We start from the raw sequence: 26,152 nt of genomic DNA on the forward strand, positions 1-26,152 counted from the left end.
ATGAACGATTTCTGGCAACACTGTTCCGCACTGCTGGAGCGCGAGCTCACGCCCCAGCAGTACGTGACGTGGATCAAACCCTTGGCCCCGGTGGCCTTCGATGCGTCGGCGAACACGCTGTCCATCGCCGCGCCGAACCGTTTCAAGCTGGACTGGGTCAAGAGCCAGTTTTCGGGCCGGATCTCCGCTCTGGCCCAGGATTTCTGGAATGCGCCGATCGAAGTTCAATTCGTCCTCGATCCGAAGGCCGGCATGCGCAGCGCCGCACCCGGCGCCGCGTCGGCGGCCGCCCCGCGCGCGCCGCTGACGGCCGGCGGCCCGGCCGCCGCGGTGGCCGCGATCGCCGCGAACTTCACCGCCCATGCATCGGGTGCGCCCGGCGCGCCGGCTAACGTGCCGATGACGCCGTCGGCCGCCGCCGCGCACCACCTGAACGCCGACGACGCCGACATCGACCTGCCCAGCCTGCCCGCGCACGAAGCGGCGGCCGGCCGCCGCACGTGGCGGCCGGGCCCCGGCGCCGCGCCCGCCGGCGGCGAAACCGATTCGATGTACGAGCGTTCGAAGCTGAACCCCGTGCTCACGTTCGACAATTTCGTGACCGGCAAGGCCAACCAACTCGCGCGCGCCGCCGCGATCCAGGTCGCGGACAACCCCGGCATCTCGTACAACCCGCTGTTCCTGTACGGCGGCGTCGGCCTCGGCAAGACCCACCTGATCCACGCGATCGGCAACCAGCTGCTGCTCGACAAGGCCGGCGCGCGAATCCGCTACATCCACGCCGAGCAATACGTGTCGGACGTGGTGAAGGCGTACCAGCGCAAGGCGTTCGACGATTTCAAGCGCTACTACCACTCGCTCGACCTGCTGCTGATCGACGATATCCAGTTCTTCTCCGGCAAGTCGCGCACCCAGGAAGAATTCTTCTACGCGTTCGAGGCGCTGGTCGCGAACAAGGCGCAGGTGATCATCACCAGCGATACCTACCCGAAGGAAATTTCGGGGATCGACGATCGCCTGATCTCGCGCTTCGACTCGGGCCTCACCGTCGCGATCGAGCCGCCCGAACTGGAAATGCGGGTCGCGATCCTGATGCGCAAGGCGCAGTCGGAGGGCGTGAACCTGTCGGAAGACGTCGCGTTCTTCGTCGCGAAGCACCTGCGCTCGAACGTGCGCGAGCTCGAAGGCGCGCTGCGCAAGATCCTCGCGTATTCGAAGTTCCACGGTCGTGAAATTTCGATCGAGCTGACCAAGGAAGCGCTGAAAGACTTGCTGACCGTGCAGAACCGGCAGATTTCGGTCGAGAACATCCAGAAGACCGTCGCCGACTTCTACAACATCAAGGTCGCCGACATGTATTCGAAGAAGCGTCCGGCGAACATCGCGCGGCCGCGGCAGATCGCGATGTATCTCGCCAAGGAACTCACGCAGAAGAGCCTGCCGGAAATCGGCGAGCTGTTCGGCGGGCGCGACCACACCACCGTGCTGCACGCGGTGCGCAAGATCGCCGACGAACGGAGCAAGGATGCGCAGCTCAACCACGAGCTGCACGTGCTGGAACAGACGCTGAAAGGCTGAGCCCGCGGGCGCGCTTGTTAATTCGGCATCCGCCCCAAATTAAGGGGGGCGGTTCGGTTTTGAGGCACAATACTGGTTTGACCGCCCCGGCGGTAGTGGGCCAAGAGCCCGGCTGGCGGGGCGCTGCGAGGCTGCTGCGCTGCAGGCCGTTACTCAACGAAGGAACTCTATGCAACTGGTCAAGACCGAACGAGACACCCTCCTCAGGCCGCTGCAAACGGTCAGCGGCATCGTCGAACGCCGCCATACGTTGCCGATCCTCGCCAACCTGCTGATCACCAAGAACGGCCCGGACGTTTCGTTCCTGTCGACCGACCTGGAGCTGCAGATCACCACGCGCGCCGATTTCGGCGTCGGCGGTGACCAGGTGGCCACCACCGTCGCGGCCCGCAAGCTGCTCGACATCCTGCGCGCGATGCCTGACGGCCAGGTCACGCTGTCGCTCGCCGACAAGCGCCTCACCGTTCAGTCCGGCAAGAGCCGCTTCGCACTGCAGACGCTCGCGGCCGACGAGTTCCCGACCGTCGCGCAGGCGAAGGATTTCGGCGCGACCCTCACCGTCCCGCAGAAGTCGTTCCGCCAGCTGCTCGGCATGGTGCACTTCGCGATGGCGCAGCAGGACATCCGCTACTACCTGAACGGCATGCTGCTCGTCGTCGACGGCGACCAGCTGATGGCCGTGGCCACCGACGGCCACCGCCTCGCGTTCTCGTCGATGAAGATCGAAGGCGGCACGTTCGGCCGCCAGGAAGTGATCGTCCCGCGCAAGACCATTCTCGAGCTGCAGCGCCTGCTCGAAGACATCGACGACACTGTCACCATCGACATCGCGCAAACCCAGGCCAAGTTCACGTTCGGCCAGGTCGAGCTCGTGTCGAAGCTGGTCGAGGGCAAGTTCCCCGACTTCCAGCGCGTGATCCCGAAGGCGCACAAGAACACGTTCGAGATCGGCCGTGAAGAACTGCAGCGTTCGCTGCAGCGCGCGGCCATTTTGACCTCGGACAAGTTCAAGGGCGTGCGCTGCATCATCGCGCCGGGCCAGCTGAAGATCATGTCGACCAACGCCGATCAGGAAGAGGCGCAGGAAGAACTCGAAATCGCCTACCAGGGCGATACCGTCGACATCGGCTTCAACGTCACCTACCTCCTCGACGTGCTCGCGAACCTGAAGGTCGACACCGTGCAGGTGAGCCTTGGCGACGCCAGCTCGAGCGCCCTGATCACGGTGCCCGAGAACGAGGAATTCAAGTATGTCGTGATGCCGATGCGCATCTGACGCGCGCGACATCACGGCACACACCAGGGGGCGGCAAGCCCCTTTGGCGTTTTTATGGCGAATCGATAACCCGTCTTTTCGGCGCCTTACCGGCGCCGTGGACGGGCCAGGAAACTGGAGCGGCCCGGCGATTTCTCTCGCTGAAACGCACCGCGCCGCCACTTGAGTGGCCTCGCAGAACCGGAAGATATCCATGAGTGAACAGCACAATTCGCAACCCGATAACAGCAGCTACGGCGCCTCGTCGATCCAGATCCTCGAAGGTCTGGAAGCGGTGCGCAAGCGCCCCGGGATGTACATCGGCGACACGTCGGACGGCACCGGTCTGCATCACCTCGTGTTCGAGGTGCTCGACAACTCGATCGACGAAGCGCTGGCCGGGTACTGCAACGACATCCACGTCACGATTCACGCCGACAACTCGATTTCCGTGACCGACAACGGCCGCGGGATTCCGACCGACGTGAAGATGAACGACAAGCACGAGCCGAAGCGCAGCGCCGCCGAGATCGTGATGACCGAGCTGCATGCCGGCGGCAAGTTCGACCAGAACAGCTACAAGGTGTCCGGCGGCCTGCACGGCGTGGGCGTGTCGTGCGTGAACGCACTGTCGAGCTGGCTGCGCCTCACCGTGCGCCGCGGCGGCAAGAAGCGTTTCATGGAGTTCCATCGCGGTGTTGCGCAGGATCGCGTGCTCGAGATGGTGGATGGCGTGGAAGTGTCGCCAATGCTGGTGACCGGCGATACCGAGAACCGCGGCACCGAAGTGCACTTCATGGCCGATCCGACGATCTTCGGGACGGTCGAGTATCACTACGACATTCTTGCGAAGCGGATGCGCGAGCTTTCGTTCCTGAATAACGGCGTGCGGATTCGGTTGACCGACCTGCGCTCGGGCAAGGAAGACGATTTCGCGTTCGCGGGTGGCGTGAAGGGCTTCGTCGAGTACATCAACAAGACGAAGACCAACCTGCATCCGACCATCTTCCACATCAACGGCGAGAAGGATGGCATCGGCGTGGAAGTCGCGATGCAGTGGAACGACAGCTACAACGAAAACGTGCTGTGCTTCACGAACAACATCCCGCAACGCGATGGCGGGTCGCACCTTACCGGTTTGCGTGCGGCGATGACGCGCGTCATCAACAAGTACATCACCGACAACGAAATCGCGAAGAAAGCCAAGGTCGAAACGTCCGGCGATGACATGCGCGAAGGGTTGTCGTGCGTGCTCTCCGTGAAGGTGCCGGAGCCGAAGTTCAGCTCGCAGACCAAGGACAAGCTGGTTTCTTCCGAGGTGCGTGCGCCGGTTGAAGATGTCGTGGCGAAGGCGCTGGAAGAATTCCTGCTGGAAACGCCGAACGACGCGAAGATCATTTGCGGGAAGATCGTTGAAGCTGCCCGGGCGCGCGATGCTGCGCGGAAGGCGCGTGAGATGACGCGACGCAAAGGCGTGCTCGACGGTGTTGGCCTGCCGGGCAAGCTCGCGGACTGCCAGGAGAAAGACCCGGCGAAGTGCGAAATCTACATCGTCGAGGGTGACTCGGCAGGTGGCTCGGCCAAGCAAGGGCGTGACCGGAAGTTCCAGGCAATCCTGCCGCTGCGCGGCAAGGTGCTGAACGTCGAGAAGGCGCGGTACGACAAGCTGCTGTCGTCGGAGCAGATCGTCACGCTCGTGACCGCGCTCGGGTGCGGGATCGGCAAGGACGATTACAACCTCGACAAGCTTCGGTATCACCGCATCATCATCATGACCGACGCGGACGTCGACGGTGCGCACATCCGCACGCTGCTGCTCACGTTCCTCTATCGACAAATGCCGGACATGATCGAGCGCGGCTATGTGTATATCGCGCAGCCGCCGCTTTACAAGATCAAGGCGGGCAAGGACGAGCGGTATCTGAAGGACGATACGGAACTCAACGCGCATATGCTCCGGTTGGCCCTGCAAGGGTCGGAGCTGGTGCCTGGCGAGAATGCGACGGCGATTTCAGGCGATGCGCTTGGGGAGCTCGCGCGGTCGTATCTGCTGTCGCAGAGCGTGATCAACCGGTTGAGCCGGTTGTATGACCCGGCGGCGCTCGAAGCGATCATGGACGGCGTTGCGATCGATTTGTCCAACGAGGCTTCGACTGAGGTTTCGGCCAAGGCGTTGCACGCGGCGCTGCATGATGAAGCGCTCAAGAACGAAGTGCGCGTTGTGCCTTCGTATGACCCCGTTCGAGAACAACGGTCGCTGCGGGTTGAGCGCACGCATCACGGGAATGTTCGGGTTTCGGTCATCGACCAGGAATTCCAGCACACCGCGGATTATCAGCAGCTCGTGACTACCGCGAATACGTTCAAGGGGCTCATCGAGGAAGGTGCGGTCATCAAGCGCGGCGAGCGCAGCATGGCTGTGACGAACTTCAAGAGCGCGATGAAGTGGTTGCTTGCGGATGCCGAGCGGAATGTTTCGAAGCAGCGGTATAAGGGGCTGGGGGAGATGAACCCCGGGCAGCTGTGGGAAACGACGATGGATCCGGCGGTGCGGCGGTTGCTGCGTGTGCAGATCGAGGATGCGATCGCGGCGGATGGGATCTTTACTACCCTTATGGGGGATGATGTGGAGCCGCGGCGGGCGTTTATTGAGAGCAATGCGTTGAGGGCGGGGAATATTGACGTTTGACGCAATCTACAGATAACCGCATAAACCTTGAGGGCGAGGCCCATAAGTTGAGAAACTTATGGGCTTTTTCTATCGAGTAAGTCGTACCGCTATAGGGCTATGATTACTTCTTTCCGCGATCTGAATTGACAGCCTCGTGCACTTGCTCAAACCCGGGTTCCGCGACACCGACTTCAAGTTCAACATCGTGCACTCGCTGTCGGCTGTGACAGCAACGACGCACATCTGAGGAGCACAGGCGCGGGACACTCGGAACATGATATGACCCTATTTTTAGTCCGAACCGTCCATGAAGATCGCGCCGTGGGCAAGGGGCGGGATCGCATCCTTCAATCGGATGCATGCGAGCTTGCCAGAACAAGGACGGGGGCAATCGATTGATCGCGACTGTGATCCTACTTGATCCGCTCAAAGGACCTGATTCGCCCGGCGCATTACGCCATAACCAGAGCGGAAATTGAATCCCCGTAATTTGCCAAATTAAACCTAGCCCATTTCAGCGATGTCGACCCAACGCTACTCTGTTACACCACATCCGATCGAAACTCTACTGACTTGGGTAAAGTCAGGAGAAATTGCCATTCCTGAGATTCAGCGCCCCTTCGTTTGGGAAGCAACTCGTGTTCGAAATCTTCTTGACTCGCTGTATCAAGGGTATCCAGTCGGTTACCTCATTGCGTGGAAGAACCCCAACGTCAAGCTCAAGGATGGCACGACGTCATCAGGAAAACGCATATTGATCGATGGGCAGCAACGTGTCACCGCCTTAATGGCATCGCTATTGGGAGTTGAAGTCCTGAACGATGACTATGAAAGTGTCCAGATTCGTATAGCATTTAACCCACAGGAAGAGACCTTCGAGGTATCCAACCCTGCCATCCGCAAGAATAGTGCATGGATACCAGACGTTTCAGCCGCATTCAATCCACAATCCAGCGTCTTTCAACTGGTCAGCGACTACTGTTCAGCCAACGCGGGATGTACGCAAGACAAAGTCTTCAAGGTTATCGAAAAGTTGCGTGGCATTGTTCACAACCATGTTGGCGTGATTGAGCTTGCTGAAGACCTGGATATCGAGACGGTTACGGAAATCTTCATTCGAGTCAACTCTGCTGGCGCATCACTATCGCAAGCCGACTTCGCCATGTCCAAGATTGCTGTCAATGAATCATACGGCGGCAATCTGCTCCGCAAGGCAATCGACTACTTCTGTCATTTGGCCGCCGCACCTGATTTCAAGTCGAAAATCGAGACATCGGACAAAGCCTTCGTCGCATCCGAGTTCTATGGGAAGATGAAATGGATCTGCAATATCAACGATGATATATATGATCCCACCTACACCGACATGTTACGCGTAGCGTTTACATCAGAATTCGGTCGCGGAAAACTGCAGGATCTCGTTGCACTTTTGTCGGGGCGTAACTTTGAGACAAAACAATTTGAAGAGGTTATCGCCGAGAAGTCGTTCAGCAGGTTGAAGAATGGAGTGCTATCGTTCATCAACGAGACGCACTTCAATCGCTTTACGATGATCTTGCGCTCGGCTGGCTTTGTCTCCAGTTCACTCATCAGTAGCCAGAATGCCGTAAATTTCGCATACGTCCTCTACTTGCGAGGGCGAAAGAGTGGCGTGCTAGCGCCCGATCTTGAGCGAGCTGTTCGACGTTGGTACGCCATGTCAATGCTTCGAGGTCGTTACAGTGGGTCTCCCGAATCTCAGTTCGATTTCGACATCCGGCAGATCGAATCTCAGGGAATTCAGCAATATGTAGATGCAACCATCGCGAACGAGTTGCCGGATAGCTACTGGAGCGGGATGCTTCCACAATTCATGGCAACCTCATCGATAAAAAGTCCATATTTTCTCTGTTATAAGGCTGCCCAAACAAAATTGGGAGACAAAGGATTCCTGTCTCGCGATATTACTGTACTTGATTTACTTCTCAATCAGTCTGATGTACACCACGTCTATCCCAAAAAGCATCTCACGGATCAGCAGTTCAAAGCTGCAATGTACAACCAGATCGCCAACTACGTCGTTGCGCAAAATGAAATTAACATTTCTATCGGGGCGAAAGACCCGGCTGTGTACTTCAAAGAATTGGCAACGCAATGTAGCGGCGGACATAAGAAATATGGCGGTATCGACAACAGAGACGAGCTGATTGCGAATTTGGAGGCAAACTGTATCCCAGTCTCCATGCTTGATGGAAAAGTTGCCAAGTATGAGAATTTCTTGGAAGAGCGGAGAAATTTGATGGCACTCAAGATTAAAGCGTGGTTCAAAGTGCTCTAAGAGAGTCGGCGGGGGAATCTAATCTCATGGAAATCATCGACAACATCAATCGTCTGCTTGGCGACGACCTGAAACTAGCGCTCCAGCCTGGGGCGCGGTTGAAGGTCGCGGCGTCCTGCTTCTCGATGTACGCCTACGAGGTATTGAAGGAAGAGCTGGAGCAGATCGATGAATTGAGGTTCATTTTCACCTCCCCCACCTTCGTCGCGGACGAAGTAACCGACGAGATTCGTAAGGAGCGCCGCGAGTTCCATATTCCCAAGCACGATCGCGAGCGCAGTCTTTACGGCAGTGAATTTGAAATTCAACTGCGCAACAAGCTCACCCAGCGGGCTGTTGCAAAGGAGTGCGCTGACTGGTTGCGCCGCAAGGCCACGTTCAAGAGTAATCGTAGCAAGGCTCTGATGCAGCAGTTTGCCAGCGTACAGTCGGCCGTCGCGAGCATCGCGTACATGCCATTGCACGGCTTTACCGCCGTTGACCTGGGCTACCAGCACGGCAACGCCGTTTCGAATCTGGTCAACAAGATGGACGAGCCGACCTGCACGGCGACTTGGCTCACTCTGTTCGATCAGATCTGGAACGATCCCGAAAAATTGGAAGACGTTACTGCGCAGATCTGCGATCACATCGCTTCGGTGTATCAGGAAAACTCACCGGAGAGCATCTATTTCTTGATGCTCTACAACATCTTTAACGAGTTCCTGGATGACGTTGACGAGGACGTTCTGCCGAACGATCGCACGGGTTATCAAGACACCCTGATCTGGAACAAACTCTTCAACTACCAAAAGGACGCGGCCACCGGCATCATCAACAAGCTGGAGACTTACAACGGCTGTATTTTGGCCGATAGTGTGGGTTTAGGTAAAACGTTTACCGCACTTGCGGTCATCAAATACTACGAGCTGCGGAACAAGTCCGTGCTGGTGCTTTGCCCCAAGAAACTGGCAGACAACTGGCTGACCTACAACCACAATCTTAAGACCAATCTCTTCGCCCGAGATCGCTTCAGCTATGACGTGCTGTGCCACACCGATCTCAACCGAACCCGCGGTGAGTCGTTCGGCACACCGCTGAATCGTATCAACTGGGACAATTATGACCTCGTCGTCATCGATGAGTCGCATAACTTCCGCAACAGCGACGTCGCCAAGGACAGGGAGACGCGTTACCAGAAGCTCATGAACAAGGTCATCAAGGAGGGTGTCAAGACCAAGGTCCTAATGTTGTCGGCCACACCCGTCAACAACCGCTTCAACGATCTGCGTAATCAGTTGGCTCTCGCCTATGAGGGCGACTCTGAAAATCTCAGCAAGAAGCTTCGTGTCGGAAAATCCATCGAGGAGATATTCCGTCTCGCGCAAACTGCCTTCAATACCTGGGCGAAGTTGCCACCAGAGGAGCGCACGGCTCGCGCCATTTTGGACGCGTTGGATTTCGATTTCTTCGAGCTGCTGGATAGCGTGACCATAGCGCGTTCGCGCAAGCACATTCAGACTTTCTACGACACCAAGGACATCGGCCATTTCCCAGATCGTCGTAAGCCTCTTTCCTTTCATGAACCCCTAACCCGCCGTGCCGACGTGATGGGGTTTAATGAAATATTTGAGCATCTCACTCGGCTCAAGCTCGCCGTATATGCCCCAGCGGCCTACATCCTACCCAGTAGACTCCAGGCGTACGTCGAGCGATACAACGCACAATCCGGCGATACCGCGGGCAACTTGAGTTTGGCTGGCAGAGAAAGCGGGCTTCAGGCACTGATGACTGTGAACCTGCTTAAGCGGCTGGAAAGCTCAGTGGCTGCATTCTGCCTAACTTTAGAATCTCTGCAAAAAAAGAACCAGTGGACGCTGGCCAAGATCACATCGTTCAAACAAACTGGACACTCTAGCTGCGTAAGCGATTTGGCCGTCGAGTTGGAAAACATTGACCCCGACGAGGATGATCTGCCCGATTGGAGTGAAGATGACGGCAGCGATAAGATCGGGGGCAAGGTCAAAATCAGCCTCGCCGACATGGACTTGCCGTCTTGGCAATACGACCTGAATGCCGATTTGGAGCTCATCGAGGCCCTATTGACTTCGATGGGTAAGATCACGCCTGCCGATGATGCCAAGCTCCAACACTTGAAAGCGCATGTTCTGGATAAAATCGCCAACCCGATCAACCCAGGCAACAATAAGGTACTGATCTTCACCGCCTTTTCTGACACGGCGGACTATCTGTACGCTAACCTCGCTCCCGAACTGTTGAGCAACCGGCAACTGCATTCGGCCAAGGTAACGGGCAAGGGTACGCCCAAGTCCACCTTGACGAACAGCTACGACTTCCAGGAACTGCTCACGCTCTTCTCGCCGCGTTCCAAAGAAAAAATGGTCGTATTGCCTAATGAGCCAGACGAGATCGATCTTTTAATTGGCACCGACTGCATCTCGGAAGGCCAGAACCTCCAAGACTGCGACTACCTGATCAACTACGACATCCATTGGAACCCGGTGCGGATCATCCAGCGCTTTGGTCGCGTGGATCGTATCGGCTCGATCAATAGCAGTATCCAGTTAGTCAACTACTGGCCCGACATCTCGCTTGACGAGTATATCAACCTCAAAGAGCGTGTCGAAAGCAGGATGATGATCGCGGACGTTACCGCCACCGGTGACGACAATGTGCTTTCCGCGCAGGCAAACGACGTTTCTTATCGCAAAGAACAACTGCGTCGCCTGCAAGAGGAAGTGATAGAGCTCGAGGATCTGAAAACCGGAGTTTCGATCACTGACCTTGGCCTCAACGACTTCCGCATGGACTTGTTGAACTATGTCAAAGCTCATGGCGAACTTGAAAAGGCTCCCAACGGACTTCACGCTGTCGTACCCGCTGCTCCGGAGCTTGGCCTGCGGCCCGGCGTGATTTTTACACTGCGCAATCGTAACTCGGGCATGAATCCTGCCGCCCACTTGCCTCAGCACAATCGGCTTCACCCTTACTATCTCGTCTACATTGATCGAGATGGAGAAGTCGTTCATGACCATACGGAGGTCAAGCGCCTGCTTGATTTGGCGCGCACGTGCTGTAAGGGGCAGGCACAATCCATCGTCGATGTGTGCCAACGATTCAATCAGGAAACGGCAGACGGCCGCAAGATGAAGGCGTATTCCGAGCTGCTAAACAAGGCCATTCGCTCGATGATCGAGGTTAAGGACGAAAGGGATTTGGATAGCCTGTTCAGCGGCGGCAAGACCACTGCGCTCACTCAAAGCATTTCCGGGCTGGACGATTTTGAGTTGATCGCCTTTTTGGTGGTTCAGGAGGCAGAATGAGTCAAATCTCCCATCCTGCCTACGTCACGTATCCGGAGAAAGCGATCTTCGGCCGGACACTGCCTAAGAACAAGATTTACGAGCACAGCGGAGCTAACAAGCGGATGAAGGATCTATTCGTGAGGCAGGTCGAGCAGATCGTTTGGCAATACAAATTGGCTCCTGAAACCATCAATCTTCCCGCTCGACAGGGTATTCCGGAGATACAGGTTTTCACCATTCAGCTCAAGACACCGGAGCTGAATCGGGATGTGCTGCGTTGCATTGATGAGGCGGTACAATTTCCCATCATCTTCGAGCTAGCCTTCGACGGTCGCATGCAGGTGGTTGCCTGCTACAAACGTCCGAACGAAGCGGATGCGAGCCGCTGGGTGCTCTCCGACTACTTTGGAACGGACTGGCTGCCGGTCGGCTGCCCTCGTGCTGCCATGCCGCTGGCGGTGGATCTAGGCGGCCTATACGAGCAGCTGCTGCGCCGCCTGCTACCCCTGTTAGTGCGCCCGCAAGAGACTCTCACCAAACTGGTGGCCCGCGTGGAGCAGGCGCGGGCCAAGCGGCACGAGGTGGAAAAGACCACTATACGGCTGGAAAGAGAGAAACAATTTAACCGCAAAGTGGAGATCAATGTCACGTTGCGGAAACTGAAAACCGAACTTGAAGAATTGAGCCGCTGAATACGGACGGCTCGAGGAAAAGAACATGGATAGTCTGAAAATGCATTCGCCTAATCTCACTCAGGACAACATCGCCCGCATCCGCGACTTGTTTCCCGCCTGTGTGGTTGAGATCAAGGATGAGGATGGTAGCGTGAAGCTGGCGGTGGATTTCGACCAGTTGCGCCAGGAACTTTCCGAATCCATTGTCGACGGCTCGCAGGAGCGCTATCGGCTGGACTGGCCGGGGAAGCGGGAGGCGCTCGTTACTGCGAACGCAGCAATCACCAAGACTCTTCGTCCATCTCGTGAAGAAAGCGTGGAATTTGACACCACTCAAAACCTTTTTATTGAGGGCGACAATCTAGATGTCCTGAAGCTCTTGCAAGAGACCTATTTGGGACAAGTGAAATTGATCTACATAGATCCCCCCTATAACACTGGAAAGGATTTTATTTATAGAGACAATTTCTCCTCATCGAAAGAGGAATATGAAACAGCGAGCGGCGCAAGAGATCAAGAAGGTAGCCGATTGGTCGCGAATCCGGACACTCGGGGCAGATACCATTCAGACTGGATGTCGATGATATATGCACGTTTAACGGTTGCCAAACGACTACTGAAAGACGACGGCGTAATTATGGTTAGCATCGATGACTATGAGCAGGCTGCCCTTCGAAAACTAATGGACGAGGTTTTCGGAGAAAAGAACTTTATCGCCCAATTGGTTTGGGAGAAGGGACGAAAGAACGACGCAAAGTTTTTTTCCGTTGGCCATGAATACCTCCTAGTTTTTGCAAAGAATTCCCTGCAGTTACGCGAAAGAAAGGAGATTTGGCGAGAGGAGAAACCGGGAGCCAGAGATATTTGGGATGAATTCGTTCGACTCAGAGAAATTCATGGCGATGACTTCAAATCCATAGAAACCGATATCGCCCAGTGGTATTCTGATTTGCCAAAGAATCACCCTGCTAAAAAGTGGTCCAGGTACAAGCGGGTCGACAAGCATGGACCGTGGAGAGATCGCGATATCTCTTGGCCAGGCGGTGACGGGCCGCGATACGATGTTATCCATCCGAAGACCGGACAGCCATGTGCCGTTCCTGAGCGCGGTTGGATTTACGCGTCATTGGATGAAATGCAGCGTCAAATTAAGCTGGGGCTCGTGGAGTTTCGCGAGGATCATACTGAACCACCTTTCCGAAAAGCCCATATTCGCCCGATTCCAGAGGAAACCGAGGTTAGCGACGCAAGTGTGCAGGATGATAACGGAGAAGACGGAGACGATGCCGAACTTGCTACGCAAGTTCGTGGTTCTTATTTCTACAAGCAGTCGCAGGTTTCTGTGAAATATCTGCGCAATCTAATGGGCGCAAAAGTCTTCACAAACCCAAAGGATCACGAGGAACTGGCGAAACTCATTGAATACGTTACGCCAAACGATCGGAATTCCTTGATCATGGACTTCTTCTCTGGATCAGCGAGCACTGCCGAAGCCGTATTCAACGCAAATGCAACATATGGGACGAACCACAAATTCATTATGGTTCAGTTGCCTGAAAGCCTAGTGGAAGCGGAGGCCTCAACAACAGGAACGGCCAAGAAAACTGTTCAAGCCGCAATTAAAATGATGAAGAAAAGTGGACGTCCACTGGTCCTGTCAGAAGTTTCCAAAGAGCGTATTCGGAAAGCTGGCGCGGCCGCCGTTGAAGGGCCAGTCGATCTTGGCTGGAACAAGGATATCGGCTTCCGCGTATTGAAATTGGACACGTCAAACATGAAAAACGTGTTTTACCGCCCAGACATGCTTTCGCAGCAAGACCTCCTCGACGTGGTCGATAATGTGAAAGAGGGGCGAACGGCCGAGGACCTGCTGTTCCAAGTGCTGGTCGATTGGGGCGTCGATTTGACGCTGCCTATCCGGCGTGAGACTGTGCGGGATAGCACTGTCTTTTTTGTAGACGACAATGCCCTAATCGCCTGTTTCGGCGGCGGGGTGACCGAGGATTTGGCGAAGGAGCTTGCCAAGTATGAGCCTTTGCGTGTCGTCTTCCGCGACAACGGCTTTGTTTCGGACGCCGTGAAGATCAATGTCGAACAGATCTTCCGTCAGCTCTCACCCACTACCGAAGTTAAAGCGATCTGAGCGTTGCTATGAAGTTGAAATTTAAGGTCCAGCCCTATCAGACTCATGCCGTCGATTCCGTTGTGAATTGCTTCGCCGGCCAGCCCAAGATTGACGGTTTAACCTACCGCATCGATCAAGGCTACAAGGTGCAGGCGAGCGCCTTCGAGGAAGGATTCAAAAACGCTGACATCGCGCTGAGCGAGGCGCAGATCATCAAGAACATTCAGGGGGTTCAACGCCAGCAGAATCTGCCTGTCTCGCAGCGGCTAGACGATTTCACGGTGCTTGACCGCAGCAATCAGCGTATCGCAGCCCCAGCCGCTTACCGACGCGACGCGCTGGCTGCCACTCGTGTCCACCTCGACGTCGAGATGGAGACAGGCACGGGCAAAACCTACTGCTACATCAAGACTATCTTTGAGATGAACAAGCGTTACGGCTGGTCGAAGTTCATCATCATGGTACCGTCGATCGCCATCCGTGAGGGAGTCTACAAGTCACTAAAGATCACTGCGGACCACTTCATCGAAAGCTACGGCAAGAAGGCGCGGTTCTTTATCTACAACTCGAAGCGCTTGTCAGACCTAGAGAGCTTCTCCTCGGATGCCGGGATCAATGTGATGGTGATCAACATACAGGCGTTCAATGCTCGAGGAGCGGACAACCGCCGAATCTACGACGAGCTGGACGACTTCCAGTCGCGTAAGCCAATTGACGTGATCGCATCGAACCGTCCGATTTTGATTTTGGACGAACCGCAGAAGATGGAGGGTGTCGCCACGACGGAGGCGCTCCCGAAGTTTAAACCGCTTATGATCCTGCGCTATTCAGCGACACATCGAACACAGCACAATCGCGTTCACCGCCTAGATGCGCTGGATGCCTATAATCAGAAGCTGGTGAAGAAGATCGCTGTGCGCGGCATCCAGACGCGCGGCCTTGCCGGGACAAATGCCTACCTCTATCTCGAAGGGATCGATATTTCGAAGAAGGCGCCGGTGGCACGCATCGAGCTAGAGGTAAAGCTCGAATCGGGTGAAATCAAACGACACTTGCGACGCCTGGGATATAGGAAGGATCTTTACGCGGAGTCTGGTGAATTGGACCAGTACCGCGGCTTTACCATTTCGCAAATCGACTACAACACTGACACGGTCGAGTTTACCAACGGAGTGGTACTAAAGGCGGGCGAGGCCAATGGTGACGTGTCAGAGCGTGACATCCGCCGCATTCAGATCCGAGAGACGATCAAGACGCATCTGGACAGGGAAAGGCAGCTCTTCGGCCAAGGAATCAAGGTATTGTCCCTCTTCTTCATTGACGAGGTAGTGAAGTACCGTGACTATAACCAAGCTGACGAGAAAGGTGAGTATGCTCGTATTTTTGAGGAAGAATACGAGCAGTTGAAGTCAGAGTACCTGTCTGGCGATGACATCGACAACGAGGCTTATCGCAAATACATTGGCGAGATCGATGCGGCCAAGACCCACAACGGCTATTTCTCGATTGACAAGAAAACGAATCGACTAAAGGACCCAGCCGTCGGCGTACGCGCTGTCGATTCCGACGACGTCGACGCCTATGATCTGATCCTGAAAGACAAGGAAGGTCTTTTGACTTTCCATGGGCCGCACGATAGTGCGGACGACAAAGCTAGAAGGATGGTTCGCTTTCTTTTCTCGCATTCGGCTCTGCGCGAAGGATGGGACAACCCTAATGTTTTCGTCATGTGCATGCTTAAGCACAGTGACAATACTATTTCCCGGCGCCAAGAGGTTGGGCGTGGCCTTCGGCTGAGCGTCGACCAGCATGGCGACCGGATGGATAACCCGACGGTTGTCCACGACATCAACGTCCTGACAGTGGTTGCCAGCGAAAGCTACAAAAATTTTGTGGCGGGGTTGCAAAGCGAAATCGCCGAAACCCTATCCTCGCGTCCCCGTCAAGCGACGGAGGCCTATTTCACCGGCAAGACCATCACGACAGAACGAGGACAAGTCGAAGTAACCGGGGCAATGGCAAAGCAGATCTATCGCTACTTGGTGAAGAACGATTACACCGACGACACCGACCAGATCGCTGCGGCCTACCACGCGGCCAAGGCCGCGGGCACGCTCGTGCCGTTGCCCGAGGATCTAAAGCCTTACACTGATCAGATTTTCCAGCTAATCGATAATGTATTCAGTGACGCACAATTGCCCGAGGTTGGCGACGGCCGAAAGCCCAAGACGAACCCACTCAACGCCAACTTTGAAAGAAAGGAGTTCCAAGAACTGTGGGCACGAATTAATCAAAAGGCGATCTATCGCGTCGAGTTCGACTCCAAGGAATTGATTGCGAATTGCATTAGCGCGCTCGACAGTCAGTTGCGAGTGACGCCACTTCAATATATGGTGCAGGCAGGCGCCCAGTACGGCGACTTGACCGATGAACAGATTCGCAACGGCGACGGATTCGAAGTCCGGGAGACGACTTCCACGTATGGAGACTCAATCCATTCTCTTGTGAAATACGATCTGGTTGGGAAAATTGCGGAGAATGCTCAGATTACCCGAACCACTGCCGCGACCATACTTGGACAGATCGAGGCAACCGCTTTCGGAAAGTTTAAGCAGAATCCTGAGCATTTCATCTCCGAGGCATCGCGTATCATTGCTGAACAGAAGGCAGCCATGGTGATCGAGCGGTTGACATACGATGAGATGAAAGAACGATACGACGCCGATATCTTTACGGCCAACCAGACCGGGCAGGATTTTTCTCGCGCAACGGCAAAGCTCAAGAACCACGTCTATGACTACGTGATCACAGAATCCGACGTGGAGCGGGATTTTGTCAGAGAGCTTGATACCAGCAGTGAGGTGGTTGTTTATGCCAAGCTGCCTCGCGGTTTCGCGATCCCGACTCCTGTCGGGGATTACAATCCGGACTGGGCAATTTCGTTTAAATCCGGGAGTGTCAGACATATTTATTTCGTGGCTGAGACGAAGGGCTCGATGTCATCGCTGAAATTGCGTGGAATCGAGCTGACCAAAATCGAGTGTGCGAAGAAGTTTTTCCGCAAACTAGACAAGCAAATTACTCAAGATCGTGTCAGATATGAAGTGGTCACCAATTACGCGGAGCTAATGGATGTCGTTGGGCGGCCCTCTTGACCATGAGGGTCGTGACGCGCTTGCGGCTGGTACCGTTGCAGTGGTTCGTGCTGCTTGTGGTTTGGTTTCGCCCTTCTGATAGCCGAGATGGTGCGTCAGCTCACCGCCCAGCGCGCGCTCGAAGTGACCCTAGCCCACAAAACTGTCCCATTTGAAAGTGGAAAATTCCGGTATGACGTTGTCATCAAGACCAGGAGGTCATGCCGTGAAGAAGAGCAAATTCACAGACGAGCAGATTGCCTACGCGTTGAAGCAGGCCGAGCTGGGCACGCCAGCAGTTACGATACGCCTGCCGGAGCAGTCCATACCATTAACTGGCGGACCAAGTACGGTGGGCTATCGCCCTCGGAGCTGCGCCGGCTGAAGCAGTTTGGGGAAGAAAACGCGAAGCTCAAGCGGCTCGTGGCCGATCTGTCGGTGGACAAGGCGATGCTGCAGGACGTGCTGTCAAAAGAGCTCTGAAGCCTTCCTGGCGCCGTGAACTGGTCACGGACTTGATGCAGCGCTTTGGCGCGAGCCAGCGGCAGACCTGTGCGTTGTTGCAACTGTCCCGCACGGTCTACCGTTACGAGTCGGCCGCGCGGGATCAAAGTGCGCTGGAGATGCGCATCAAGGAGATCACGGAAGTGCGGGTACATTACGGTGCGCCACGCGTGTACCGCGAGCTGGGGCTTTCGTTGCGTCACAAACGACCTCGACGCAACAAGTCGGCCAGACGCCGGCAGCCAAAGCAATCAGTGAGCGCAATCAACGAAATCCGGAGTATCGATTTTGTCGCTGACGCGCTGTTTGATGGTCGGCGCTTGCGCACGCTCACGATCGTGGACAACTACACGCGCGAATGTCTGGCTATAGAGGTCGACGGCTCGTTGCGTGGCGAGCACGTTGTCGCCGCACTTGTTGGGCGCAAAGTAATAATGAGCCACTTCGCGCGAAGTAAATCTGAGCCACCTTTCAGTACAGTCAGCCTTTTGCGCGCAAAGGCTGGCGATGCTCCAGAAGGAACAGTGGATGCAAATCCATGTGCTCAAAGCCCAGGGCGTATCGGAGCGCGAGATCGCGCGGCGCCTGGGTATTTCTCGCAACACGGTGGCGCGGTACCTGTCGGCCGAGGAAGTGCCTCGCTACAAGCCGCGTGAACCGCGACCAACCAAGCTCGGAACGTTCGAGGCGTACATCCTCGAGCGCATGAGCGCGGCAGCACCCGAGGTCATCGCCGCGCCGGCGCTATTGCGCGAGTTGCGTGCGCGCGGCTACGACGGCCAACTGCGAAGCCTGCAGGCCTTCATGAACGCGCATAAGTCCGTGCCGAAGCCGGATCCGGTCGTGAGATTCGAGACCGAGCCCGGCCGGCAGATGCAGTGCGATTTCGTTGTCTTCCGCCGAGGCACCGACCCGCTTTACGCCTTCACCGCCACGCTCGGCTTCAGTCGGTGGCGCTGGGCACGCTTCACCACCGATGAACGCGCCGAGACGCTGGTCGCCTGTCATCATGCGCTGTTCGAAGCCTTGGGTGGCGTTCCTTGCGAGATCCTTTACGACAACGCCAAGACCATCGTTGTCGAGCGCGATGCATATGGCGACGGTCAACACCGCTGGCACGCCGGCATGCTCGATCTGGCCAAGCGGTACGGCTTCCTGCCCAGACTGTGCCAACCGTACCGCGCGCAAACCAAAGGCAAGATCGAGCGATTCCACCGCTATCTGCGTGGCAATTTCTATGTGCCGCTGGCGAGCCAGCTCAAGCAATCCGGCTTAATGCTCGACGCCGTGACTGCGAACGTCGAGGTGAGTAAATGGTTGCGCGACGTGGCCAACCAGCGAGTGCATCCGGTTACAGGGCTGGCACCCGCGATTCTGTTGGAGCAACGAGAACGGGCTTGCTTGCGCGACATGCCAGGCTACGCGGTGCCCCGATTGCCGGCTCGTGCCGTCGCTCGGCCGCGCGTTGATCCCGCGATGTCGATCCAGCACCCGTTGTCCGTCTACCAGCAATTACTGACCGAGGTGCGCGCATGAACTTGCAGCAGGAACGCATCGACGGGCACTGCCAGAGTTTGAAGCTCGAGGGGCTCATGCACCGATACATCGCTCTGGCCAGCGACGCCGCGGCCAAGCAATGGAGTTTCCTCGACTTCCTCGAGAACGCGCTCGCGCACGAACGAGAGACGAGGCAAGTGCGTTCGCGGCAAACACTGGTGCGCATGGCGGGGTTTCCCGCTATCAAGACACTGGATGACTACGACTACAGCTTCGCCGTCGGGGCCCCACGCAAGACGATCGACGAGCTTGCCACCCTGCGCTTCATCGAGCGAGGCGAGAACGCCGTGTTGCTTGGTCCGTCAGGCGTGGGCAAGACGCACCTCGCGATCGCCATCGGATACGCCGCAACGCAGGCCGGCATCAAGACGAAGTTCATTACGGCGGCGGATCTAATGTTGCAGCTCGAGGCCGCACGCCGACAGGAGCGATACGACGCGGTACTTCGACACAACATTCTCGGCCCGAGGTTGCTCATCGTCGACGAGATTGGCTATCTGCCGCTCTCGGGCGATCAGGCCAGCCACTTCTTCCAAATCGTCGCCAAACGCTACGAGCGCGGTTCAATGATCCTGACCAGCAACCTTCCGTTTGCGCAGTGGGACGAAACCTTCGGCGGCAACACCACACTGACTGCAGCGATGCTCGACCGCATCCTGCACCACGCCCACATCATCCAGATCAAAGGAGACAGCTACAGACTGAAACAGCAGCGCCAGGCCGGTCACGTCTGGTCATCGAAGAAGTAACGACTGGCTCAGTTTTACTTTGCGCGATCAGGCGCGAAGTGGCTCAGATTTCAAATGCGTTTGACAGCACTGACACGGCTCGCGCAGCATCGTCCGCTTCCACGCTATATCAAGGCAGACAATGGCAGCGAATTCATTTCGAAGGCGCTCGACAAGTGGGCGTACGAGAATGGCGTGGAAATTGACTTCTCGCGCCCAGGCAAGCCGACCGACAACGCGAAGAACGAATCCTTCAACGGGCGCTTTCGGGAGGAATGCCTCAACACACATTGGTTCTTGTCGCTGGAGGACGCCAGACGCAAAATCGAAGTCTGGCGCGAGTACTATAACGAGGCGCGTCCTCACTCTGCGCTGCAGTGGATGACGCCGGCGGAATTCGCCCGCCAGTACACCGATCGGGCCGATCCGGCCCCCCCGAAGAGCCGGAATTTTCCAACTAAGACCGGGACGGAAATTGGGCTAGCCTCATCAGCGCATACAGCACGAGATGCGACCCATGCCGGGTGCACCGCACCCTTTCCGGCGTCCCAATGCAAAAACCCCCGCCTTTACGGGCGGGGGTTTCTGGCTTAGGGAGCCTGACGATTACCTACTTTCACACGGGAACCCGCACTATCATCGGCGTAGAGTCGTTTCACGGTCCTGTTCGGGATGGGAAGGGGTGGGGCCGACTCGCTATGGTCATCAGGCAAAGAGGGGTGTCGCGTTGCTTCGCAGCGCGACCAATCTCGGAAGAAGCAGTAATTTAGGGGTTGTGAGGTTGTATCTCACACGTACGCGGTACTTCAACCGTCGTACGTCGAGTGCCTTGCACTCGACGCTCGATATCCGTAAGCGCTGAAGCGCTAACGGCTATCGAGACAGACTTGTTATAGGATCAAGCCTTACGGGCAATTAGTATCAGTTAGCTGAACGCATTACTGCGCTTACACACCTGACCTATCAACGTCCTGGTCTCGAACGACCCTTCAAGGGGATCTAGTCCCCAGGGATATCTCATCTTAAGGCGAGTTTCCCGCTTAGATGCTTTCAGCGGTTATCTCTTCCGAACATAGCTACCCGGCGATGCCACTGGCGTGACAACCGGTACACCAGAGGTTCGTCCACTCCGGTCCTCTCGTACTAGGAGCAGCCCCCTTCAAATATCCAACGCCCACGGCAGATAGGGACCAAACTGTCTCACGACGTTTTAAACCCAGCTCACGTACCTCTTTAAATGGCGAACAGCCATACCCTTGGGACCGGCTACAGCCCCAGGATGAGATGAGCCGACATCGAGGTGCCAAACACCGCCGTCGATATGAACTCTTGGGCGGTATCAGCCTGTTATCCCCAGAGTACCTTTTATCCGTTGAGCGATGGCCCTTCCATACAGAACCACCGGATCACTATGACCTGCTTTCGCACCTGCTCGACTTGTCGGTCTCGCAGTTAAGCACGCTTATGCCATTGCACTATCAGCACGATTTCCGACCGTACCTAGCGTACCTTCGTACTCCTCCGTTACGCTTTGGGAGGAGACCGCCCCAGTCAAACTGCCTACCATGCACTGTCCCCGACCCGGATCACGGGCCAAGGTTAGAACCTCAAACAAACCAGGGTGGTATTTCAAGGACGGCTCCACCGAAACTAGCGTTCCGGTTTCATAGCCTCCCACCTATCCTACACAGATCGGTTCAAAGTCCAATGCAAAGCTACAGTAAAGGTTCATGGGGTCTTTCCGTCTAGCCGCGGGTAGATTGCATCATCACAAACACTTCAACTTCGCTGAGTCTCGGGAGGAGACAGTGTGGCCATCGTTACGCCATTCGTGCAGGTCGGAACTTACCCGACAAGGAATTTCGCTACCTTAGGACCGTTATAGTTACGGCCGCCGTTTACCGGGACTTCAATCAAGAGCTTGCACCCCATCATTTAATCTTCCGGCACCGGGCAGGCGTCACACCCTATACGTCCACTTTCGTGTTTGCAGAGTGCTGTGTTTTTATTAAACAGTCGCAGCCACCAGTTTATTGCAACCCCTTCACCCTCTGCCCGCAGGGGCATCAAGCTACAAGGGCGTACCTTATCCCGAAGTTACGGTACCAATTTGCCGAGTTCCTTCTCCCGAGTTCTCTCAAGCGCCTTAGAATACTCATCTCGCCCACCTGTGTCGGTTTGCGGTACGGTCATCGTTAGACTGAAGCTTAGAGGCTTTTCTTGGAACCACTTCCAATTGCTTCGCTCCCGAAGGAGCTCGCGCCACACCCTTGAATCCTGCGCCCGGATTTGCCTAAGCGCCTTCTCCAATGCAGCGACCGGGACTTCCAACACCCGGACAACCTTCCGCGATCCGTCCCCCCATCGCATCTAACAATGGTGCAGGAATATTGACCTGCTTCCCATCAGCTACGCATTTCTGCCTCGCCTTAGGGGCCGACTCACCCTACGCCGATGAACGTTGCGTAGGAAACCTTGGGCTTACGGCGAGGGGGCCTTTCACCCCCTTTATCGCTACTCATGTCAGCATTCGCACTTCCGATACCTCCAGCACGCTTTTCAACGCACCTTCGCAGGCTTACGGAACGCTCTCCTACCATGCGAGCATAGCTCGCATCCGCAGCTTCGGTATATAGCTTAGCCCCGTTACATCTTCCGCGCAGGACGACTCGATCAGTGAGCTATTACGCTTTCTTTAAAGGGTGGCTGCTTCTAAGCCAACCTCCTGACTGTTTTAGCCTTCCCACTTCGTTTCCCACTTAGCTATATTTGGGGACCTTAGCTGGCGGTCTGGGTTGTTTCCCTCTTGACACCGGACGTTAGCACCCGATGTCTGTCTCCCGTGATTGCACTCTTCGGTATTCGGAGTTTGCTATGGCGGGGTAATCCGCAATGGACCCCCCAACCATGACAGTGCTCTACCCCCGAAGGTGAGACACGAGGCACTACCTAAATAGTTTTCGGAGAGAACCAGCTATTTCCAAGTTTGTTTAGCCTTTCACCCCTATCCACAGCTCATCCCCTAACTTTTCAACGTTAGTGGGTTCGGACCTCCAGTACGTGTTACCGCACCTTCATCCTGGCCATGGATAGATCACTTGGTTTCGGGTCTACGCCCAGCAACTGAACGCCCTATTCGGACTCGCTTTCGCTACGCCTGCCCTATACGGTTAAGCTTGCTACTGAACGTAAGTCGCTGACCCATTATACAAAAGGTACGCCGTCACCCCTTGCGAGGCTCCGACTGTTTGTATGCATGCGGTTTCAGGATCTATTTCACTCCCCTCCCGGGGTTCTTTTCACCTTTCCCTCACGGTACTGGTTCACTATCGGTCGATCACGAGTATTTAGCCTTGGAGGATGGTCCCCCCATCTTCAGACAGGATTTCACGTGTCCCGCCCTACTTGTCGTACACTTAGTTCTTTCATACTGTTTTCGCCTACGGGGCTATCACCCGCTATGGCCGCACTTTCCAGAGCGTTCGGCTAACAATACAAATAAAGAGTACAAGGCTCATCCCATTTCGCTCGCCACTACTTTGGGAATCTCGGTTGATTTCTTTTCCTGCGGTTACTTAGATGTTTCAGTTCACCGCGTTCGCTTCACTAGACCTATGTATTCAGTCTAGGATGACCCAAAAGGGCCGGGTTTCCCCATTCGGACATCTACGGATCAAAGCTCGTTTGCCAGCTCCCCGTAGCTTTTCGCAGGCTACCGCGTCCTTCATCGCCTGTGATCGCCAAGGCATCCACCACATGCACTTGTTCGCTTGACCCTATAACGAGTCTGTCTCATCTTTCGACGCTACAGTCGTTACAGGTTGAGTTCTCGCATTTGTGCCGTATTCCAATTGAGCCGAACATGAAGTTCGAATCATCTTGAGATACATCGATACAATCACAACCCGGATAGTTTCCACGTCCATCTCAAGACGCTTCCGCTATCCAAATTACTTACTTCTTCCAGATTGTTAAAGAACGACAGCCGATATAGTGTTACTCATATCGCTCTGACTGGCTCAATCGCCAATGCAAAATTCTCGGTTCAGTGTCTGAACCAAGCACTTAGCGTTGGTGATTGGTGGAGGCAGACGGGATCGAACCGACGACCCCCTGCTTGCAAAGCAGGTGCTCTCCCAGCTGAGCTATGCCCCCATGTACAGAGACTTCCTCAGGTGTATAGCCTGTTGGCATGGGGTACTCGTAAGCGCTAAAGCGCTAACGATCACCGACACGTCAGACAATTGGTGGGTCTGGTTGGATTCGAACCAACGACCCCCGCCTTATCAAGACGGTGCTCTAACCAACTGAGCTACAGACCCCTGAGTCTGTCCTAATTTACAGCCGATAAGCGTGAGCGCTCAACTTCGCGAGATAGCTCTAGAAAGGAGGTGATCCAGCCGCACCTTCCGATACGGCTACCTTGTTACGACTTCACCCCAGTCATGAATCCTACCGTGGTGACCGTCCTCCTTGCGGTTAGACTAGCCACTTCTGGTAAAACCCACTCCCATGGTGTGACGGGCGGTGTGTACAAGACCCGGGAACGTATTCACCGCGGCATGCTGATCCGCGATTACTAGCGATTCCAGCTTCACGCACTCGAGTTGCAGAGTGCGATCCGGACTACGATCGGTTTTCTGGGATTAGCTCCCCCTCGCGGGTTGGCAACCCTCTGTTCCGACCATTGTATGACGTGTGAAGCCCTACCCATAAGGGCCATGAGGACTTGACGTCATCCCCACCTTCCTCCGGTTTGTCACCGGCAGTCTCCTTAGAGTGCTCTTGCGTAGCAACTAAGGACAAGGGTTGCGCTCGTTGCGGGACTTAACCCAACATCTCACGACACGAGCTGACGACAGCCATGCAGCACCTGTGTATCGGTTCTCTTTCGAGCACTCCCACCTCTCAGCAGGATTCCGACCATGTCAAGGGTAGGTAAGGTTTTTCGCGTTGCATCGAATTAATCCACATCATCCACCGCTTGTGCGGGTCCCCGTCAATTCCTTTGAGTTTTAATCTTGCGACCGTACTCCCCAGGCGGTCAACTTCACGCGTTAGCTACGTTACTAAGGAAATGAATCCCCAACAACTAGTTGACATCGTTTAGGGCGTGGACTACCAGGGTATCTAATCCTGTTTGCTCCCCACGCTTTCGTGCATGAGCGTCAGTATTGGCCCAGGGGGCTGCCTTCGCCATCGGTATTCCTCCACATCTCTACGCATTTCACTGCTACACGTGGAATTCTACCCCCCTCTGCCATACTCTAGCTTGCCAGTCACCAATGCAGTTCCCAGGTTGAGCCCGGGGATTTCACATCGGTCTTAACAAACCGCCTGCGCACGCTTTACGCCCAGTAATTCCGATTAACGCTCGCACCCTACGTATTACCGCGGCTGCTGGCACGTAGTTAGCCGGTGCTTATTCTTCCGGTACCGTCATCCCCCCGCCGTATTAGGGCAGAGGTTTTCTTTCCGGACAAAAGTGCTTTACAACCCGAAGGCCTTCTTCACACACGCGGCATTGCTGGATCAGGCTTTCGCCCATTGTCCAAAATTCCCCACTGCTGCCTCCCGTAGGAGTCTGGGCCGTGTCTCAGTCCCAGTGTGGCTGGTCGTCCTCTCAGACCAGCTACTGATCGTCGCCTTGGTAGGCCTTTACCCCACCAACTAGCTAATCAGCCATCGGCCAACCCTATAGCGCGAGGCCCGAAGGTCCCCCGCTTTCATCCCTAGATCGTATGCGGTATTAATCCGGCTTTCGCCGGGCTATCCCCCACTACAGGACATGTTCCGATGTATTACTCACCCGTTCGCCACTCGCCACCAGGTGCAAGCACCCGTGCTGCCGTTCGACTTGCATGTGTAAGGCATGCCGCCAGCGTTCAATCTGAGCCAGGATCAAACTCTTCAGTTTAAACCTGTTACTGTTTTCGGTTCAGTTAAGAACCGGTCGCTCACTCAAAGCTGACAGGAACATGAATTGCTTCATGAACCTGACTTACTTTAGTGTGAGACTCTTGATACTTTCGCTATCTGATCCGAAGATCAGCTCGCTTCCATCAAGCGCCCACACTTATCGGCTGTTAATTTTTAAAGAACATCGCGTTTCAAACGTCTCGTTTGTTTCGCGTCTCAATCAAGAGAGGCCGAATTATGGTTTTCCCCGACATCATCGTCAAGCACTTTTTGAAAAATTCTTGAAATATTTTTCCAAGAGACGGTGCCGGGGAATCAGCGGGGCTGTAGCCAGTGGTCAGCAGGAACGCCGATAGCCCATGAACAGTCCCGCCGCAGCGAACGC

General features: G+C 55.5%; 10 protein-coding genes, 2 tRNA genes, 3 rRNA genes and 2 pseudogenes. 12 read left to right on the top strand and 5 right to left on the bottom strand.

Features of this window, described 5'->3' with window-relative positions; translation table 11 throughout:
* The 12 genes and pseudogenes from dnaA to CUJ89_RS00070 all read left to right on the top strand — a co-directional run.
* A complete protein-coding gene (gene dnaA / locus CUJ89_RS00005) occupies positions 1–1,578 on the top strand; it encodes a chromosomal replication initiator protein DnaA (RefSeq protein WP_114175257.1) in 1,578 nt (525 codons plus the stop codon).
* A gap of 169 nt (positions 1,579–1,747) precedes the next feature.
* Complete coding sequence (dnaN, locus tag CUJ89_RS00010) at positions 1,748–2,854, top strand: DNA polymerase III subunit beta (RefSeq protein ID WP_114175259.1); 1,107 nt, start codon at positions 1,748–1,750, stop codon at positions 2,852–2,854.
* Positions 2,855–3,047: 193 nt separating this feature from the next.
* On the top strand, positions 3,048–5,522 hold the full coding sequence (gene gyrB, locus CUJ89_RS00020; protein WP_114175261.1) for a DNA topoisomerase (ATP-hydrolyzing) subunit B: 2,475 nt from the start codon (positions 3,048–3,050) through the stop codon (positions 5,520–5,522).
* A 502-nt stretch (positions 5,523–6,024) separates the two neighbouring features.
* Complete coding sequence (locus tag CUJ89_RS00025) at positions 6,025–7,821, top strand: GmrSD restriction endonuclease domain-containing protein (RefSeq protein WP_114175263.1); 1,797 nt, start codon at positions 6,025–6,027, stop codon at positions 7,819–7,821.
* Between the two features lie 26 nt (positions 7,822–7,847).
* Complete coding sequence (locus CUJ89_RS00030; protein WP_114175265.1) at positions 7,848–11,144, top strand: helicase-related protein; 3,297 nt, start codon at positions 7,848–7,850, stop codon at positions 11,142–11,144.
* Positions 11,141–11,818 (top strand): DUF4391 domain-containing protein, encoded by a 678-nt coding sequence (locus tag CUJ89_RS00035; protein ID WP_114175267.1) that lies wholly within the window; start codon positions 11,141–11,143, stop codon positions 11,816–11,818. Before CUJ89_RS00030 ends, CUJ89_RS00035 begins: the two co-directional genes overlap by 4 nt.
* 25 nt (positions 11,819–11,843) lie before the next feature.
* Entirely contained in the window at positions 11,844–13,943 is a 2,100-nt protein-coding gene (locus CUJ89_RS00040) for a site-specific DNA-methyltransferase (RefSeq protein WP_114175269.1), read from the top strand.
* 8 nt (positions 13,944–13,951) lie between these two features.
* A complete protein-coding gene (locus tag CUJ89_RS00045; RefSeq protein WP_114175271.1) occupies positions 13,952–17,080 on the top strand; it encodes a type III restriction-modification system endonuclease in 3,129 nt (1,042 codons plus the stop codon).
* Positions 17,081–17,285: 205 nt separating this feature from the next.
* Positions 17,286–17,979, top strand: a pseudogene (locus tag CUJ89_RS00050) (transposase); the annotation flags it as partial.
* Between the two features lie 91 nt (positions 17,980–18,070).
* A complete protein-coding gene (istA, locus tag CUJ89_RS00060) occupies positions 18,071–19,099 on the top strand; it encodes an IS21 family transposase (protein WP_114175274.1) in 1,029 nt (342 codons plus the stop codon).
* Entirely contained in the window at positions 19,096–19,869 is a 774-nt protein-coding gene (gene istB / locus CUJ89_RS00065) for an IS21-like element ISBcen13 family helper ATPase IstB (RefSeq protein ID WP_114175276.1), read from the top strand. The genes istA and istB overlap by 4 nt, the downstream gene beginning before the upstream one ends.
* 69 nt (positions 19,870–19,938) lie before the next feature.
* Positions 19,939–20,309 (top strand): annotated as a pseudogene (locus CUJ89_RS00070) (integrase core domain-containing protein); the annotation flags it as partial.
* Between the two features lie 136 nt (positions 20,310–20,445).
* Here CUJ89_RS00070 and rrf read toward each other — a convergent pair.
* The 5 genes from rrf to CUJ89_RS00105 form a co-directional block, all read right to left on the bottom strand.
* Positions 20,446–20,558 (bottom strand): 5S ribosomal RNA (rrf, locus tag CUJ89_RS00075).
* Between the two features lie 184 nt (positions 20,559–20,742).
* Positions 20,743–23,624: ribosomal RNA gene (locus CUJ89_RS00085) — 23S ribosomal RNA — on the bottom strand.
* Between the two features lie 303 nt (positions 23,625–23,927).
* Positions 23,928–24,003 (bottom strand) — tRNA-Ala (locus tag CUJ89_RS00095).
* Between the two features lie 90 nt (positions 24,004–24,093).
* Positions 24,094–24,170: transfer RNA gene (locus tag CUJ89_RS00100), tRNA-Ile, on the bottom strand.
* Between the two features lie 62 nt (positions 24,171–24,232).
* Positions 24,233–25,765, bottom strand: a 16S ribosomal RNA gene (locus CUJ89_RS00105).
* The 16S, 23S and 5S rRNA genes sit together here with 2 tRNA genes alongside, the layout of an rRNA operon.
* Positions 25,766–26,152 lie beyond the last annotated feature (387 nt).

Source organism: Burkholderia pyrrocinia (genome assembly GCF_003330765.1).
GTDB classification, from domain to species: Bacteria; Pseudomonadota; Gammaproteobacteria; order Burkholderiales; family Burkholderiaceae; genus Burkholderia; species Burkholderia pyrrocinia_B.